The organism is Streptomyces sp. NPDC001027 (genome assembly GCF_040299045.1).
In the GTDB taxonomy this organism is placed as follows: Bacteria; Actinomycetota; Actinomycetes; order Streptomycetales; family Streptomycetaceae; genus Streptomyces.
The window spans coordinates 1-14,844 of record NZ_JBEPBI010000195.1 but is presented as its reverse complement, the minus strand read 5'-3'; the positions used below and the strand labels follow the sequence as shown (position 1 = coordinate 14,844).

Here is a 14,844-nt window from a genome sequence, read left to right as displayed (position 1 = left end):
GCGAGGGGTGCCGGGGGCGCGAGGGGTGCCGGGGGCGCGAGGGGTGCCGGGGGCGTCCATATCTCCACAGTAGGACCGCGCCGCCCAGACCCAGGGGGGCCGCCCCCTCCCCCCTCCCCTCCCCTCCCCCTCACACCCAGCGTCGGGCAAGCCGCAGCAGCCCTGCGTTCGACTCGCGTCGGGTCCAGGCGATGAGCGCGAGCGGCACCAGCAGGATGAGCGGTGTCGCCGCGTTCTGGCCGCCGAAGACCGTGACCTGGACGACGAACGCGCCCACCATCAGCGCCCCCAGAGCGATCGCCGCCGCGGACTGGAGGACCGGGACCAACAGGGCCACCGCACCGGCGAGTTCAAGAACGCCGATCGTGTACATACCGACGCTGCCCCAGCCGATCGTGTCGAAGGCCTCGGCAGCCGACGGGTGTGCGATCAGCTTCGGGAGCGCGCTGGCGACGCCGTAGAACAGCGCGAGGATCACCTGCAGACTCCGCAGGGCGATCCGGGCGCGACGGCCTCCGGCGGGAGTGGAGGGGGAGTCGGTCGCGGCGAGCGGAGCAGTGGTCTCGGACATGGGGTTCTCCTGTGGTGAGCGGTCCGTCGTGGTGTCACGCGGTCGAAGAGGTAGACCGACCGGCGACACCCGACTCATCGCCTCTCACGGAGATTTCCCGCCCGAAAATCCTCACCCTTCTCGCTCTCCCTGCCCGCCTTCCTCCTCTCTCCGCTCCCCTTTCCCCGCCCGCCGCCGACACGCTCCCCGCTCGCCCGGCTCCTCCCCGCTCACTCGGCTCCGCCCCCGCCGTCGGCGAGGCCTGCGTCTCACGCCCCTCCTGCTCCGCCGCTCTGCGCAGCCGCCCGGCCTCCCTCCGATCCCTGATCCGTCATCGGCACCACCCGCACCCAGATCCTGTCCTCCGTCAGGTAGCGGTCCACCCGGAGACCGACTTCGACCAGTGCCTCCTCGAACTGTTCTCGGGTCAGGGGTCGGGACAGGAAGGTCTGCGTCCAGACGGCGTCGGGGAACTCGTACTCCGCGTGCACGGAGTGGACGCCATCGCCGACGGGCTCTGCCGAGACGACCCGTATCGTGAAGCCGCTCGGGTCGACCCGTTCGCGGGGCACGTCGGTGTGGTACTCCTCGCCCTCCCGCTGGATCAGCACACATCCGCCCTCGACGACGTGCCGTAAGCAGGTCCGCAGCAGTCCACGCCGCACCTCGACGTCACCGCTGTGCACGAGGAAGGAGGCGAGCATGACCACGTCGAACGTCTCGCCCAGGTCGAGGTGCTCGATCGGGCTGCATATCGTCCGCGCTCCGCGGACGCGCTCCAGCATCTCGGCGGACTCGTCGACGGCGGTGACGGTGAATCCTCGCTCCAGGAGGGCGTGGGTCACTCGGCCCACGCCGCTGCCGAGCTCCAGGATGCGGGCGCCGGGAGGCGCCGCCGCCGCGACGACGTCCGGCTCGTCCCCGATCGGGAGCCGGGTGTAGAACTCGACGGCGCAGCCGTCCGGAGTGATGGCACCGGGGCCGGTTCCCTTGTATCCGTGGCGCATTTCTCGTGTCATACCCGTCCAACGGGCGGGTTGCCGGGGGCCGTTCCCGGTCCTGTCCGGTTCACCCGTTCGAGGGATGGCCCGCTGTTCGAGCTCACGGGAGGGAGCGCGGCGGCCTGTGGATGGCGTCCGGGCGGAGGAGTACGTTGAGGTGAGGAGCCGTGATCGGGATGCGTACGGGCAGTGAGCCGACGACAGCGCGCAGTGCGTTGCGGATGCGTCTGTGGCTGTCCCTGTGGGGACTGGCCTGGGCGGTCTTCGGGACGGCCGCGTTCGCCGCGGTGGGGCGCCCGGGGTGGGCGGCGGCCTGCGGGGTGCTGTGGGTGGTGGTCACCGTCGACCTGGCGGTGGTCCTCAGGCACCTGCGGCAGGGCCCGCACTACCAGCCCGGCCGGGACATCCCCCCGTACCGGCCGCCGGAGCACCGCCCGTGGTGACGAGCCTGCCCCGGCTGTCGCGGACCGTCCGCGGTGACGACGCGTCTCAGCTGTCGACGTGCAGTCCGCGGTGACGAGCCGTCTCAGCTGTCGAAGCGGGCGGCCTTGAGGTATTCGGGGTTGGGGTCGAGTGCGGCGGCCAGCCGGAAGTGGCGTTTTGCCTGGTCGGCGCGGCCCTGTCGCTCGTAGGTGCGGCCGAGCGCGAAGTGTGCGAAGGCGTTGTCCGGCTCCCGCTCCAGGACGACGGTGAACTCCAGTTCGGCGGGGCGCAGTTGCGCGGCGGCGAAGAAGGCGCGCGCCCGCAGGAGCCGGGCGGCGGTGTTCTCGGGGTGTGCGGCGATGACCGAGTCGAGCAATTTCACCGCGCCCCGCGGGTCCCGTGCGGCGAGCAGCTGTTCCGCGGCACGGAAGTCTATGACATGCGTCTCCGGAGTACGTCCGGTCGATCCTGCGGTATTGGGCACGGAAAAATCCTTCCCTTGCTGGAAGGGTTCAACGCGCGGAGCCGGCGGCGCTATTCCGAGGAGGCCTCGGGCCGGGATTCCGGGGAGGCACCAGGCCGGGCGTGTGCTCGGCGGACCAGGTCGTCCCAGACGTCCTGCACGCGGTGTTCCAGCGCTGTCAGCGGCACGTCGTTGTCGATCACGATGTCGGCGATCTCCCGGCGGTTCTCGCGGGTCGCCTGGGCGGCCATGCGGGCGCGGGCGTCGTCCTCGGTCATGCCGCGCAGCCGGACGAGCCGGTCGAGCTGGGTGGCGGGGGCCGCGTCGACGACGATCACGACGTCGTACAGGGGTGCGAGGCCGTTCTCGGTGAGGAGGGGGACGTCGTGGACGACGACGGCGTCGTCGGGGGCCTCGGTCTCGAGGGCGTGGGAGCGGGCGCCGACCAGGGGGTGCACGATCGAGTTGAGGAGGGCGAGGCGCTCGGGGTCGGCGAAGACGATGGAGCCCAGCCGGGGGCGGTCGAGGGCGCCGTCGGGTGTCAGCACGTCCTTCCCGAAGGCGTCGACGATCGCCGCGAGACCCGGGGTGCCCGGGGCGACGACCTCGCGTGCGATGCGGTCCGCGTCGATGAGCACGGCTCCGTGTGCGACGAGCAGCCGTGACACCTCGCTCTTGCCGGCGCCGATCCCGCCGGTCAGGCCCACCTTCAGCATGAGCGGAAGCTTAGGGCCTGCCGGTGACAGTGCGCCCGGCGGGCCGGGGCGGACCGCTTCCCGGGCGGCGGCGTGCGTGCGCGGCGCCCGGGAGGCAGCCGCTGCTCAGCCCTCGCCTTCCCGTTCCGCCAGGAAGCGTTCGAATTCCAGGCCGATCTCGTCGGCGGAGGGGATGTCGACCGGCTCGGCGAGCATGTTTCCGCGGGTCTCCGCGCCGGCGGCGGCGTCGTACTGGTGCTCGAGGCCCTGGACGAGCGAGGTGAGCTCCTCGTCGCCTTCCTGGATCTGGCGGTCGATCTCGGTCTGCGTGCGGTGGGCGTCGGTGCGCAGGGCGTGGGCGATGGCGGGCAGGACCAGGCCGGTCGCCGCGGTGATCGCCTCGAGGACCGTCAGAGCGGCGTCGGGGTAGGCGGAGCGGGCGATGTAGTGCGGCACGTGGGCGGCGACGCCCAGGATGTCGTGGCCGGCTTCCATGAGGCGGTACTCGACGAGCGCCTCGGCGCTGCCGGGGACCTGGGCCTCGTCGAAGGGGCTGCGGTGGCCGGGCATGAGGTCGGTGCGGTTGCCGTGCGGGGTGAGGCCCACGGGGCGCGTGTGCGGCACGCCCATGGGGATGCCGTGGAAGTTCACGGACAGGCGGACGCCGAGCCGCTCGACGATCTGCTGTACGGCGGCGGCGAAGCGCTCCCACTCGACGTCCGGCTCGGGGCCCGACAGCAGGAGGAAGGGCGCGCCGGTGGTGTCCTGGAGGAGTCGTACCTCGATGGCCGGTTCCTCGTAGTCGCTCCACCGGTCGCGCTTGAAGGTGAGCAGCGGGCGGCGCGCGCGGTAGTCGACGAGCCGGTCGTGGTCGAAGCGGGCGACGAGTTGGTGGGGCAGCGAGTCGAGAAGCCGCTCGACGATCTGGTCGCCGGTCTCGCCCGCGTCGATGTATCCGTCGAAGTGGTAGAGCATGACAAGTCCGGCCGACTCCTGGGCCAGCGCCATGTCGACGACTGCCAGGCCCTTCGGCTCCCATGCGTACAGACTCTGCGGATCAAGCACTTGGACCGCTCCTCCTCGTGTTCCTTTCGGACAACGCCCTTGGGAGCGTGGGCATTCCCGTCCGCGCCTCATGATCCAACGATTCGTGCGGGGCGGGGCGGCGGTCAGCACCGAGGGCCCGCACCTCGAAAGGTGCGGGCCCTCGGCCATGTACTACGCCTCAGTGGCTGCGATCTGCTGCCACCTGCTGCGATCTGCGGATCAGCTCTGGCCGCCGGCCAGCTTCTCGCGCAGCGCGGCAAGCGCCTCGTCCGAGGCCAGCGCGCCGGACGTGTCGGCGCCCTCGGAGGAGTAGGAGCCGCCACCGCTGGACGCGGCCGGAGCCGCACCGGCGGTGTCGCCGCCCTCGGCGGCGGCCTTCTCGTCCGCCTCGCGGGACTTGATGACCTGAGCCTGGTGCTGCTCGAAGCGCGTCTGCGCCTCGGCGTACTGGTTCTCCCAGACCTCACGCTGCGACTCGAAGCCCTCGAGCCAGTCGTTGGTCTCGGGGTCGAAGCCCTCGGGGTAGATGTAGTTGCCCTGGTCGTCGTACGACGCGGCCATGCCGTAGAGCGTCGGGTCGAACTCGACCGAGGCCGGGTCGGAGCCGAAGGACTCGTTGGCCTGCTTCAGCGACAGCGAGATCCGGCGACGCTCGAGGTCGATGTCGATGACCTTGACGAAGATCTCGTCGTTGACCTGGACGACCTGCTCCGGGATCTCCACGTGGCGCTCGGCCAGCTCGGAGATGTGGACCAGACCCTCGATGCCCTCGTCCACGCGGACGAACGCACCGAACGGAACCAGCTTCGTGACCTTGCCGGGCACGACCTGGCCGATCTGGTGGGTGCGGGCGAACTGCTGCCACGGGTCTTCCTGGGTCGCCTTCAGCGACAGGGAGACGCGCTCGCGGTCCATGTCGACGTCGAGGACCTCGACCGTGACCTCCTGGCCGACCTCGACGACCTCGGAGGGGTGGTCGATGTGCTTCCAGGACAGCTCGGAGACGTGGACCAGACCGTCGACGCCACCCAGGTCCACGAAGGCGCCGAAGTTGACGATCGAGGAGACGACGCCGGAGCGGACCTGACCCTTCTGGAGGGTCGTGAGGAACGTCTGGCGCACCTCGGACTGGGTCTGCTCCAGCCAGGCGCGGCGGGACAGGACCACGTTGTTGCGGTTCTTGTCCAGCTCGATGATCTTGGCCTCGAGCTCCTTGCCCACGTAGGGCTGGAGGTCGCGGACGCGGCGCATCTCGACGAGGGAGGCCGGCAGGAAGCCACGGAGGCCGATGTCGAGGATGAGACCACCCTTGACGACCTCGATGACGGTGCCGGTGACGATGCCGTCCTCTTCCTTGATCTTCTCGATCGTGCCCCAGGCGCGCTCGTACTGGGCGCGCTTCTTCGAGAGGATCAGGCGGCCTTCCTTGTCCTCCTTCTGGAGAACGAGGGCTTCGATCTCGTCACCGACGGCGACGACCTCGTTGGGGTCGACGTCGTGCTTGATCGAGAGTTCGCGGCTCGGGATGACACCTTCGGTCTTGTAACCGATGTCGAGCAGGACCTCGTCCCGGTCGACCTTCACGATGACGCCGTCGACGATGTCGCCGTCGTTGAAGTACTTGATCGTCTCGTCGATCGCGGCGAGGAAGGCTTCCTCGTTACCGATGTCGTTGACCGCAACCTGCGGGGTGGTGGCGGTGGTCTCGGTGCTGCTCGTCATGTGGGAAAGGGCTCCGGTTACGGACAGAAAGTCGTAGGTACTGCTACGCCGGGAGCCCGTGTCGCTCTGAAGAAGCCGGACAGCCAAGGACGCGCCCCACCAGTGACTGGTGACGACGCCTCGAAAACCGAGGGGACATACAACAGATGCGAGCGCAGCCTGCTACGTCTGAGGTGCGCAGGCTCGCAGCGCAACTTGTAGCATACGGGGGCAGCCGGGCAGGGTCAATGCGCGAAGGCGCACACCCGGGGCGGAACACCGCATACCCGGCACACAACCTTTCTCCTGAGGTCACGCAGGCCGCAGGAAGCCCCTCCGGCGACACCTCGGTGCGCCGTCGGGCGGGTTGCACGGAAGAGTACGACGAGGGAGCCGATCATCCAAGAGCCCGCATCGTCCGAGCCGGCCGTCGAGCCGGAAGCCACCCGACGCGACGCCGACGTCGCCGAGAGCTCCCGGGCCAACCGGGGCTGGTGGGACCGCAACGCGGACGAATACCAGATCGAGCACGGCACCTTCCTCGGCGACGACCGCTTCGTATGGGGACCCGAGGGTCTGGACGAGGTGGAGGCCGAGCTGCTCGGCCCGCCCGAGGACCTGAAAGGCAGGTCGGTCCTGGAGATCGGCGCCGGCGCGGCGCAGTGCGCGCGCTGGCTGGCCGCGCAGGGCGCCCGCCCGGTGGCCCTCGACCTCTCCCACCGGCAGCTCCAGCACGCGCTGCGCATCGGCGGCTCCTTCCCGCTGGTGTGCGCCGACGCGGGCGCGCTGCCCTTCGCGGACGCCTCGTTCGATCTGGCGTGCTCGGCGTACGGGGCGCTGCCCTTCGTCGCCGATCCGGTGCTGGTGCTGCGGGAGGTGCGGCGGGTGCTGCGTCCGGGCGGGCGTTTCGTGTTCTCCGTGACCCATCCGATCCGCTGGGCGTTTCCCGACGAGCCGGGTCCCGAGGGCCTGTCCGTGTCCGCGTCCTACTTCGACCGCACTCCCTACGTCGAGCAGGACGATCAGGGCCGCGCCGTGTACGTGGAGCATCACCGGACGCTCGGCGACCGGGTCCGCGACATCGTGGCGGGCGGGTTCCGGCTGGTGGACCTGGTGGAGCCGGAGTGGCCGGCCTGGAACTCGTCGGAGTGGGGCGGCTGGTCCCCGCTGCGCGGAAACCTGATCCCCGGCACGGCGGTCTTCGTCTGCGAGCGGGACTAGCGCCCGGCCGCTCACCCGCCGCGGCGTCCCGCCGTCCCTCACGTACTCACCACGCACGCGCGCGTGCGTGTCGTGACGCGTCCACGCGCGCGTGTGCGTAGGGGCGGCGGGCGTATGCGGGGACTGTGGGCGTACGACACTGGGTGGGTGATCCCCCGTTTCGACGCCCTGGACGCGCTGCCCGTGCGGGCCGCCCTGCCCGATCTGAACGACGCCCTGGAGGGGCACGGCGCGGCCGTGCTCGCCGCGCCGCCGGGCACCGGCAAGACGACGCTGGTGCCGCTGGCGCTGGCCGGACTGCTCGGCGGGGGGCCCGCGCGGCGGGTGGTGGTGGCCGAGCCGCGGCGGATCGCGGCGCGGGCCGCGGCGCGGCGGATGGCCTGGCTGCTGGGCGAGAGGCCCGGGGACAGCGTCGGGCACACCGTGCGCGGGGAGCAGGTCGTCGGGCGGCGCACGCGCGTGGAGGTCGTCACGACCGGCGTGCTGCTGCAACGCCTTCAGCGCGACCAGGAGCTGAAGGGCGTCGACGCGGTGGTGCTGGACGAGTGCCATGAGCGTCATCTCGACGCGGACGCGTCGGCCGCGTTCCTGTGGGACGTGCGCGAGGCGCTGCGGCCCGAGCTGCGGCTGGTGGCCGCTTCGGCGACGACGGACACGGCCGGGTGGGCGCGGCTGCTGGGCGGGGCTCCGGTGGTGCGGGCCCAGGGCACGGCGTTCGACGTCGAGGTGGTGTGGGCGCCGCCGGTGCGTGCCGTGCGGCCGCCGCACGGGATGCGGGTGGATCCGGCGCTGCTGGCGCATGTGGCGTCGGTGGTGCGGCGGGCTTTGGCGGAGCGGTCGGGGGACGTGCTGTGCTTCCTGCCGGGGGTCGGGGAGATCGCGCGGGTCGCGGGGCAGCTGGGGGCGCCGGACGGGGTGGACGTGGTGCAGGTGCACGGGCGGTCGCCCGCGGAGGTGCAGGACGCGGTGCTGTCGCCCGGTGTGCGGCGCCGGGTGGTGCTCGCCACGTCCGTGGCGGAGTCCTCGCTGACGGTGCCGGGGGTGCGGGTGGTCGTGGACTCGGGTCTGGCACGGGAGCCGCGGGTGGACCACGCGCGCGGGCTGAGCGCGCTGACGACCGTGCGGGCCTCGCAGGCGGCGGGACGGCAGCGGGCCGGGCGGGCCGGGCGTGAGGCTCCGGGGGCGGTGTACCGGTGCTGGGCGCAGGCGGAGGACGTCCGGCTGCCGGCGTTCCCGGCTCCGGAGATCAAGGTGGCCGATCTGACGGCGTTCGCGCTGCAGGCGGCCTGCTGGGGCGATCCGGACGCCTCGGGGCTCGCGTTGCTCGACGCGCCGCCGGCCGGGGCGATGGCGGCGGCGCGGGAGCTGCTGACGGCGATCGGCGCGGTGGACGCGGCGGGCCGGGTGACGGCCCGGGGGGTGCGGCTGGCTCGGCTGGGGGTGCATCCGCGGCTGGGGCGGGCGTTGCTGGACGGGGCGGCGCTGGTGGGGGTGGAGCGGGCGGCGGAGGTGGTGGCGCTGCTGAGCGAGGAGGCGCCGCGGGAGTACGGCGACGATCTGGCGGCGGCATTGCGGGCTGTCCGGCGCGGGGGCGACGCCTATGCGGGGAGGTGGCGTTCGGAGGTGCGGCGGCTGCGGGCGGTCGCTGCGGACGTGGAGGCGCCGGCGGGGCGGGAGTCAGCGGGGCGGGAGGCGTCGTCGGGTTCGGGGAGCCGCGGGGGTCAGGGCGGGGCGGTCGCCGTCGAGGATCTCGCCGTGGGCCATGTGGTGGCCCTGGCGTTTCCGGAGCGGGTCGCGAGGTCCGACGGCGGGTCGTGGCTGATGGTCTCGGGGACCCGGGCGGAGGTGCGGGACGGGTCGGGTCTGCGGGGCGCCCGTTGGCTGGCGGTCGCCGTCGCTGACCGGCCGGTCGGCCGGGGGCACGCGCGCGTGCAGCTGGCGGCGGTGGTGGACGAGGAGGTGGCGCGGCTCGCGGCCGGTGCGCTGCTGGACGAGCGGGACGAGGTGCGCTGGGCCGACGGGGACGTGGTGGCGCGGCGGGTGGAGCGGCTCGGGGCGGTGGAGCTCGGGGCGCGTCCGTTGCGGGACGCGGACGCGGCGCTGGTGCGCGGGGCGCTGGTGGAGGGATTGGAGAAGGAGGGGCTGGGGCTGCTGCGCTGGTCGGCCGAGGCGACCGTCCTGCGGCAGCGGCTGGCGTTCGTGCACTCGCGGCTCGGTGAGCCGTGGCCCGACGTCGGCGACGCGTCGCTGTACGCGCGCGTGGACGAATGGCTGGAGCCGGAGCTCGGTCGGGCGCGGCGGCGGAGCGACCTCGGGCGCATCGACGCCGGGGCGGCGCTCGGACGGCTGCTGCCGTGGGCGTCCGGCGAGGCGGGTCGGCTCGAGGAGCTGGCGCCTGAACGGATCGCGGTTCCCAGCGGGTCCAGGGTGCGGATCGACTACACGGACCCGGAGCGGCCGGTTCTGGCGGTGAAGTTGCAGGAGATGTTCGGGCTGCAGGAGTCGCCGCGGGTCGCGGGGGCGCCGTTGCTGGTGCATCTGCTGTCGCCGGCCGGGCGGCCCGTGGCCGTCACCGCCGACCTCGCGTCGTTCTGGAGGGAGGGCTACAAGGGGGTGCGGGCGGAGTTGCGCGGCCGGTATCCGAAGCATCCCTGGCCGGAGGATCCGGCGGGCGCCGAGCCGACCCGGCACACCAACGCGCGGCTCAGGCGGTGAAGGGCGCATGGCTCAGGCGATGAGCGACGCGCGGCTCAGGCGGTGACCGGCTGCGGTGGGGCGGGGGCCGTGGGGGCGGGCGGCCGGGGGCGGCGGGCGCGGGCCTCCAGGTACAGGGAGAGCGACATGAGCAGGGCGGCCAGCAGGAGGAAGCTCCACGGCAGGTAGGAGGTCAGCAGCAGGACGAGGGTGCGGTTGGCCTTGACGACGGACACCGTGTGGTCGATGTAGTCCTCGCGCATCGTGACGTGTCCGGCGAACGCGGTGACCTTGGCGCGGTCGCCGAGGAGGGTGCCGCCGCGCAGTTCCTCCTGGTGGATCTCCTCGCCGTTGACGGGTGCTCCGGTGACCGGTTCGACCCAGAACCTGCGGACCGTGGTGTACCAGCGGGTGGTGCCGGTCTTGGCGATGTCGGCCGGGGTGATGCCCTTGACGGGCATGGTCTTGGGCATGGGGACCTGGGTCCAGGGGACGGTCTGCTCGAAGTAGTAGACCTTCAGGCCGCGGAAGCTCCGGGTGCCCTGGTAGTGGATGGGGGCGCTGGTGCGGGTCTGGGCGTCGAAGTACTCGTAGTCGCGCTTCTCCGTCAGGAACGGCCACTTGAACTCGATGCCCGTGCGGCGGACGGGGTCGCCGTCGACCGTCTCGCCGGCGGCGTGGACGGGTTCCTGGGTGTGGGCGTCGAAGATGTAGCGCTCGGGGACCTCGGAGACCATCTTGCCGTCGGGTCCCTGGACGTAGGACAGGCCGTCCCAGACGACGACGTCCCGGCCGGCCGTCTTCTCGATCTTCTCGGAGGCTTCGACGTCGCCCTTGAGGGTCTGCACGATGGTGACCTTCGGGACCGTGCGGGCGGTCAGGCTGGCGTAGTCGAGGAGGGTGGCGTTCCTGGCCTCCAGGACCATCGTCTGGTACTCGTTCGCGGGGATCTTGGCCAGGCGGGGGAAGGCGTACCAGCGCATCAGCGGGGAGAGCGCCGCGAAGAACACGGCGAGGGCGAGCAGGATCAGGCTTGTCGTGCGGCGCATCCCGGCCTCCTTCGCGGGCGGTGGGGCGGTCAGGGGTGGGCGGGGACCGTCGTCAGCAGGGGTTTCGGGGAGGTCGCACCGGTGGGGGCGCCGAGCGCGGTGAGGGTGAGGACCAGGGCGAGCGCGAGGGCCAGGCCGGTCGCGGCGGCGATCAGTGCGCGCATCGGGCCTCCTGAGACGGCGGAACTTTCACAGAACTGACAGTTCGTCAGGTCCGGCACCGTAGCAACGGGCGCGCGAGATGAGAACACGTCGGACACGACGACGGCGGCCCCTCGGTGCGGAGAGGGGCCGCCGTCGTCGTGCGGAGTGCGATGCGCAGCGCTCAGTGCGGTGCGGACCGCGTGCGGGCGGGTGCGGCCGGCTGTCCGGCCTTACGAGGCGGAGGGCGTCGCCTCCGGCTCCGTCGCCGACTCGACGGGTGCGGGGGCCGGGGTCGGCGCCTCGGCGGCCGTGACGGTCAGTTCGACCGTGAGGACGGCTCCGCCGGTCGTGGTGATGCGCAGCAGGTAGACGCCGGCGGTGTCGTCCGCGTACAGCTGCGGCAGCCGCAGCAGACCGTCGGCGTCCGTCTGCAGGTCCAGGGTGCGGACGGGGTTGCCGACCGCGTCCTTGAAGTAAGGGCCCTTGTCGTTCGCGGAGAGGTCGTCGGCCGACTTGACCAGGGTGACGGTGGCCGCGACCTTGTCCGCCGCCGCCCCCTTGTACGTGGCCTTCACCTCGACCGGGTCGGCGAACCGGCCGCCGGCGGTGCAGGTGAGCGCGGCGTCGCCGGTGCGGGCGAGCGCGTCGGCGGCGCGGGCGGTGACGGTGGCCGTGTAGTCGAGGGCGGTCAGCGTGCGGCCGAGGACGGTGGCGCGGACGGTGAACGCGCCGTTCTTCTCGCCTGCCTGGAGGGCGGGCGCGAGGGCGACGCCCTTGCTGTCGGTGACGATCGTGGCGACCTTCTCGCCGCCGGCGAACCGGGCGTCGGTGTCGCCGACGACGGTGAAGCGGATCCTCACCTTGGCGACGGACTTGCCGGCCGCCGTCTCCGCCCGGGCGCTGACGCGGTCCGTGTAGACGTGTCCGGCCATGGCGGTGATCTTCGCCGGGCCCGCGGCCTCGAGGTGGTGGACCGTCTCGGTCGGCGTGGGGGCCGGCGGCGTCGGCTTGGTGGGCGTGGAGGGCTTCGTCGGCTTGCCCGGCGTGGACGGCTTCGTCGGCGTGCCGGGCCTGTTCGGGACCGACGGCCTGCCGGGCGTCGTGGGCACGGACGGCGAGGACGGCCTGTAGTCGTCGCTGCGGTCGGTGGGCACGGCGCCGGTGCCGTCGGGGATCTCGTGCGAGCCCTTGCGGTAGTACTCCAGCCACGACAGGACGGTGTTGAGGTAGTCGGTGGAGTTGTTGTAGCTGAGGATCGCGGTGCGCATCCCGGACGTCGTCGCCATGTCCCAGCCGTAGCGGCACAGGTAGTGGCCGGCGGCGAGTGCGGCGTCGTAGATGTTGTTGGGGTCCTTCTTGCCGTCGGCGTTGCCGTCGCGGCCCGCCCACGCCCAGGTGGACGGGATGAACTGCATGGGGCCGACGGCGCGGTCGAAGGTGCTGTCGCCGTCGTAGGCGCCGTTGTCGGTGTCCTTGATGTTGGCGAAGCCGCTGCCGTTGAGGACCGGTCCGAGGATCGGCGAGACGGTCGTGCCGTCGGCGGTGACGTTGCCGCCGCGCGCCTGGCCCGACTCGACCTTGCCGATGGCGGCGAGGAGTTGCCAGGGCAGGTTGCATCCCGGCTTGGCCTGGGCCAGCTGGGCCTCGGCCTTCTTGTACGCGTCGAGGACGGTCGCGGGGATGCCGGCCTCTCCGGCGCCCGCGCCCGCGGGAGTGGCGGCGGTGCTCTGGGTCGGCGCGGGGTTGGGGCTGTGCAGGGGCGGCAGGTCCGTGTAGTACGGCGAGTTGCCGGTGGCGCTGTCGTCCGTGCCGGCGGCCGTCCCGGCCTCGGTCTCGGCGGCGGGGGTGTCCGCGGCGGTCCTTCTGCCGTGGGTGTCGGCCGTGACGTCCGGCGCCTGGGATGCGGCCAGAGCCGCCACCGCCAGCGCGGCCACGGTCGTGTTGACCGCTCCCTTGCGCAGCCTTGTGCCGAAGTGCGCCGACATGAAGTGAGACCCTCCCGGAGTCGCCGTTGCCACGCGTGTGACGAACCACCTGCCACTCGTGTGACGACCAACCCGCCCCGCAGGTTGCACTCGTGGGCGGTTTGCGCTGTTCTGTTCTTCTGTTTCGGCGCGCCTTCCGGCGCGGCGACCCAGGCGACCCTACGACAACTTCTTTTTGACCGGCACCCGTTCGTGCGCCGTTTTCACCTGCCGCTCACGCGGCGAGGCCGGGAACCGCGCCCCGCGCACCGGACGTCGTTGATCATCGGGCCGGCCGGCCCGCCGACGTCCGCCCTAGGGAGCCCCGTTGCCGTTCACTCTCAGTCACGCGGCGGCGGTGCTGCCCGCCGTGCGCGCCGACGGCTCCGGCCGCGGGCGGCTGGCGCCGGCCGTTCTCGTGGCGGGCTCGTTCGCCCCCGACCTGACCTACTACGCGGCGAGCGTCTGGCCCGAGGCCATGGAGTTCGGCGACGTCACGCATTCCTTCCCCGGCGTGTTCACGGTCGACGTGCCGCTGGCGTGGGCGCTCGTGGGGCTGTGGCTGCTGGTACGCGAGCCCCTGGTCGCGCTGCTGCCGCGCGCCCGGCAGGGCCGGACCGCCGCACTGACCCGTTGCGGAGCGCCACGCGCGCGTATCCGGCCGTCCCTGGTCCTGTGGTGGTACGTCTCAGCGGTGCTCGGCGCGCTGACCCACGTCGTGTGGGACGCGTTCACGCACCTCGACCGCTGGGGCATGCGGTTGTTCCCCGTGCTCGGCCAGGACATCGCCGGCTCGCCCCTGTACTGGTACCTGCAGTACGGCGGGTCCGCGGTCGCGGCGGTCGCGATCGCCGTGTTCTGGGTACGCGCGGTGCGCCGGGCGCCCGATGCCGAGCCGGTGGGGGTCATGGCGCTGTCGGCGGCTGACCGGTGGTGGGCCGCCGCCGTGCTCGGCGGCTGTGCGCTGGTCGGGGCGGTGCGGCGAGCGACACGGTGGTGGGACTACTGGGGCCCTCGCGACGCGAAGCCGTGGGAGCTCATCCCGACGGTGTGCTTCGGCGCGGGGGCGGGGCTGCTCCTGGGTCTGCTGGTGTACGCCGTCGGCGTGCGGGTGTGGCGTCCGGCCGCCCCCGGCGGCCGCGCCGGGGAGCCGGAGCCGGCGGCGGTCAGCGCGGGAGGAAACCGTCCTGGGGCCCGCTGAGGGGCGCGGGGGGCACGACGAAGAGGGGGCTGCCGGGTGCCGGCCTGCGCGGTCGGCGAAGCCGGCCGAGGACGCCGAGGGCGAGCGCGAGGCGGCTCCGCACCGCTTCGGCCCACCTCCGCCGGGCGTCGCCGCGCGGCACGAGCCGACGGATGAACGGGCCGACGAACGGGCCGACGAGCCGCGACACCGACGGGGGGACGAGTCGGGTGAGCCCGATGCCGCGCAGCCGTGCGGCGGCGGTGCGCAGGGCGGCGCCGGCGGTGCTCGGGATGCGGGGAGCGCAGGCTCGGGGGGCGCGGGCGGGGCGCGGGCGGCGCCAGGGAGCGCTGCCGGCGCGGAGCCGCCCGGAGGCGGCGGCCGTGGCGTGAACGCGTGCGTGGGCCTTTCGGCGGTGGAGCATGCGTATACCCATGGCGGCATCCTGACGGCGGAAGTCGACCGGGTCCTGTTCTCGGGGGCCACCCGGGTGAGGCCCCCTCAGGAGAACGACCGCCGGAGCACCCGCCCCGCAGGCCGCCGAGGCGGGACGGAACCGGGCCTTTCGCCTAAGAGGCGGAGCCGCCGCTGACCGCGCCGGACCCTGAACGACCCCGTGCGGCGCCGGAGCCCGGCACGGCGGCGCGTCGTGCCCGAGGCGGGAAACGACGCCCCGACGCCGCCCGCCCGCCGCCCGGCTGCCGGAAGAGAT

At 72.8% G+C, this 14,844-nt stretch carries 14 protein-coding genes; 4 read left to right on the top strand and 10 right to left on the bottom strand.

Annotated elements, in window-relative coordinates:
* Positions 1-130: 130 nt before the first annotated feature.
* Together ABT300_RS33390 and ABT300_RS33385 are read right to left on the bottom strand one after the other, a co-directional pair.
* A complete protein-coding gene (locus ABT300_RS33390; protein WP_351683769.1) occupies positions 131-571 on the bottom strand; it encodes a DoxX family protein in 441 nt (146 codons plus the stop codon).
* Between the two features lie 248 nt (positions 572-819).
* Positions 820-1,557, bottom strand: a complete 738-nt coding sequence (locus ABT300_RS33385) for a class I SAM-dependent methyltransferase (RefSeq protein WP_351683766.1) — start codon at positions 1,555-1,557, stop codon at positions 820-822.
* Positions 1,558-1,727: 170 nt separating this feature from the next.
* Between ABT300_RS33385 and ABT300_RS33380 the strand changes: the two genes are divergently transcribed.
* Complete coding sequence (locus ABT300_RS33380; protein ID WP_351683764.1) at positions 1,728-1,994, top strand: DUF6343 family protein; 267 nt, start codon at positions 1,728-1,730, stop codon at positions 1,992-1,994.
* An 83-nt stretch (positions 1,995-2,077) separates the two neighbouring features.
* Here the strand turns inward: ABT300_RS33380 and ABT300_RS33375 are convergent, their stop codons facing one another.
* The 4 genes from ABT300_RS33375 to rpsA all read right to left on the bottom strand — a co-directional run bounded on the left by ABT300_RS33375 (position 2,078) and on the right by rpsA (position 5,901).
* The gene (locus tag ABT300_RS33375) at positions 2,078-2,458 is read right to left on the bottom strand and encodes a tetratricopeptide repeat protein (protein WP_319276627.1); all 381 of its coding nucleotides are present in this window, start codon (positions 2,456-2,458) and stop codon (positions 2,078-2,080) included.
* A gap of 50 nt (positions 2,459-2,508) precedes the next feature.
* The gene (coaE, locus tag ABT300_RS33370; protein ID WP_351683761.1) at positions 2,509-3,153 is read right to left on the bottom strand and encodes a dephospho-CoA kinase; all 645 of its coding nucleotides are present in this window, start codon (positions 3,151-3,153) and stop codon (positions 2,509-2,511) included.
* A 105-nt stretch (positions 3,154-3,258) separates the two neighbouring features.
* On the bottom strand, positions 3,259-4,197 hold the full coding sequence (locus ABT300_RS33365; RefSeq protein ID WP_107444551.1) for a PAC2 family protein: 939 nt from the start codon (positions 4,195-4,197) through the stop codon (positions 3,259-3,261).
* Positions 4,198-4,398: 201 nt separating this feature from the next.
* A complete protein-coding gene (gene rpsA / locus ABT300_RS33360) occupies positions 4,399-5,901 on the bottom strand; it encodes a 30S ribosomal protein S1 (RefSeq protein WP_107444550.1) in 1,503 nt (500 codons plus the stop codon).
* Positions 5,902-6,276: 375 nt separating this feature from the next.
* Here rpsA and ABT300_RS33355 point away from each other — a divergent pair, with 375 nt between their 5' ends.
* Both ABT300_RS33355 and hrpB read left to right on the top strand, forming a co-directional pair.
* Complete coding sequence (locus ABT300_RS33355; RefSeq protein WP_351683772.1) at positions 6,277-7,101, top strand: class I SAM-dependent methyltransferase; 825 nt, start codon at positions 6,277-6,279, stop codon at positions 7,099-7,101.
* Between the two features lie 150 nt (positions 7,102-7,251).
* Positions 7,252-9,816 (top strand): ATP-dependent helicase HrpB, encoded by a 2,565-nt coding sequence (hrpB, locus tag ABT300_RS33350; protein WP_351683770.1) that lies wholly within the window; start codon positions 7,252-7,254, stop codon positions 9,814-9,816.
* A gap of 35 nt (positions 9,817-9,851) precedes the next feature.
* Here hrpB and pgfA read toward each other — a convergent pair whose 3' ends face one another.
* The 3 genes from pgfA to ABT300_RS33335 form a co-directional block, all read right to left on the bottom strand.
* Entirely contained in the window at positions 9,852-10,844 is a 993-nt protein-coding gene (gene pgfA / locus ABT300_RS33345; protein WP_351683757.1) for a cell envelope lipid trafficking protein PgfA, read from the bottom strand.
* Between the two features lie 29 nt (positions 10,845-10,873).
* Positions 10,874-11,008, bottom strand: coding sequence for an SPW_0924 family protein (locus tag ABT300_RS33340; RefSeq protein ID WP_351683754.1), 135 nt, complete (start codon positions 11,006-11,008; stop codon positions 10,874-10,876).
* A 210-nt stretch (positions 11,009-11,218) separates the two neighbouring features.
* Complete coding sequence (locus tag ABT300_RS33335; protein WP_351683751.1) at positions 11,219-12,973, bottom strand: lytic transglycosylase domain-containing protein; 1,755 nt, start codon at positions 12,971-12,973, stop codon at positions 11,219-11,221.
* A 307-nt stretch (positions 12,974-13,280) separates the two neighbouring features.
* On the opposite strand from ABT300_RS33335, the gene ABT300_RS33330 reads away from it, so the two are divergent.
* Complete coding sequence (locus ABT300_RS33330; protein WP_351683748.1) at positions 13,281-14,153, top strand: DUF4184 family protein; 873 nt, start codon at positions 13,281-13,283, stop codon at positions 14,151-14,153.
* Here the strand turns inward: ABT300_RS33330 and ABT300_RS33325 are convergent.
* Positions 14,119-14,568, bottom strand: a complete 450-nt coding sequence (locus tag ABT300_RS33325; protein WP_351683745.1) for a hypothetical protein — start codon at positions 14,566-14,568, stop codon at positions 14,119-14,121. The two genes, ABT300_RS33330 and ABT300_RS33325, sit on opposite strands and share 35 nt — an antisense overlap.
* Between the last annotated feature and the right edge of the window lie 276 nt (positions 14,569-14,844).

Excerpts from the sequence above, each read along its gene's own strand:
- ABT300_RS33335 (WP_351683751.1), bottom strand. The coding sequence starts at position 12,973 with ATGTCGGCGCACTTCGGCACAAGGCTGCGCAAGGGAGCGGTCAACACG.
- ABT300_RS33380 (WP_351683764.1), top strand. The coding sequence starts at position 1,728 with ATGCGTACGGGCAGTGAGCCGACGACAGCGCGCAGTGCGTTGCGGATG.
- ABT300_RS33340 (WP_351683754.1), bottom strand. The coding sequence starts at position 11,008 with ATGCGCGCACTGATCGCCGCCGCGACCGGCCTGGCCCTCGCGCTCGCC.
- ABT300_RS33325 (WP_351683745.1), bottom strand. The coding sequence starts at position 14,568 with ATGGGTATACGCATGCTCCACCGCCGAAAGGCCCACGCACGCGTTCAC.
- pgfA (WP_351683757.1), bottom strand. The coding sequence starts at position 10,844 with ATGCGCCGCACGACAAGCCTGATCCTGCTCGCCCTCGCCGTGTTCTTC.
- rpsA (WP_107444550.1), bottom strand. The coding sequence starts at position 5,901 with ATGACGAGCAGCACCGAGACCACCGCCACCACCCCGCAGGTTGCGGTC.
- ABT300_RS33385 (WP_351683766.1), bottom strand. The coding sequence starts at position 1,557 with ATGCGCCACGGATACAAGGGAACCGGCCCCGGTGCCATCACTCCGGAC.
- coaE (WP_351683761.1), bottom strand. The coding sequence starts at position 3,153 with ATGCTGAAGGTGGGCCTGACCGGCGGGATCGGCGCCGGCAAGAGCGAG.
- ABT300_RS33390 (WP_351683769.1), bottom strand. The coding sequence starts at position 571 with ATGTCCGAGACCACTGCTCCGCTCGCCGCGACCGACTCCCCCTCCACT.